The organism is Massilia aquatica, from assembly GCF_011682045.1.
Classification (GTDB): domain Bacteria; phylum Pseudomonadota; class Gammaproteobacteria; order Burkholderiales; family Burkholderiaceae_D; genus Telluria_A; species Telluria_A aquatica.
On record NZ_VVIW01000070.1, the window covers coordinates 1 to 1,046 of the forward strand.

At 58.2% G+C, this 1,046-nt stretch carries 1 protein-coding gene; it reads left to right on the forward strand.

Annotated elements, in window-relative coordinates; all coding sequences use genetic code 11:
* Nucleotides 1-60: 60 nt before the first annotated feature.
* The coding region (locus F1609_RS33890) for a transposase (RefSeq protein WP_167082336.1) at nt 61-1,046 on the forward strand (986 nt) is incomplete at its 3' end.

A 1,046-nucleotide genomic window follows, 5' to 3' on the forward strand; every position in this document is an offset into this window, starting at 1 on the left:
CTAGGAGTCTGCGCGGCAGAAACTGATGCAATCCGAATGGTGACGAGGTAAACTTGTCAAATGACGACGAGCTACCTTCCATACGATCAGCATCAGCAAATGCTGCTTCCCCATGCTTTGCAAGACTGGCTCCCCGAGGGCCACCTTGCGTACTTCATCAGCGACACGGTCGACTCGCTTGATCTATCGGCCTTTCACGCGCGATATGCAGGCGGCGGCCCACGCAATCAGCCATTTAATCCTGCGATGATGGTCAAGGTACTTGTGTACGGTTATGCAACCGGTGTGTTCTCATCACGCAAGTTGGCGAGAAAGCTGCATGAGGACGTGGCGTTGCGTATGCTCGCTGCCGACAATTACCCGGCGCATCGAACGATTTGCGATTTCCGCGCGTTCCACCTGAAGGAACTGTCAGACCTGTTCGTTCAGGTAGTGAAGTTGGCGAAAGAGTGCGGCTTGGTCAAACTTGGCACGATCGGCGTCGATGGCACCAAGATCAAGGCCAACGCATCGCGCCACAAGGCAATGAGCTATGAGCGCATGCAAAAGGCCGAACGTGAACTGAAGGAGCAAATTGACGCGTTGCTGGCCAAGGCCAAGGCCACAGATGCCGCCGAAAGGAACGAGCCGGAACTCGATATCCCGGCAGAGATCGCACGGCGGGAAGATCGCCTTGCCGTCATCCGCGCAGCGCGTGCGCGCCTTGAAGAGCGGCAGCGCCAGGCCGATCTCGCACGCGGGCGCAGCGATGATGACGAGGCGCCGCCCGATGACTCTGGCAAGCCAAAAAAGAAGTCGCGTTTCAAATACAAGTTCGGCGAGCCGAAGCCTGATGCCCAAGAGAATTTCACCGACCCGGAGAGCCGCATCATGAAGCGTGCCGGCGGCGGCTTCGACTATGCTTACAATGCCCAGGCGGCAGTCGATGAGACTGCCCACATCGTCGTGGCGGCAGAACTCGTCAACAGTGCCGCCGATAGTGGTCAATTGGCGACGGTGCTGGCGGCGGTAAAGCGCAACGTCGGTGACGATGCTGAGCTGGTGCT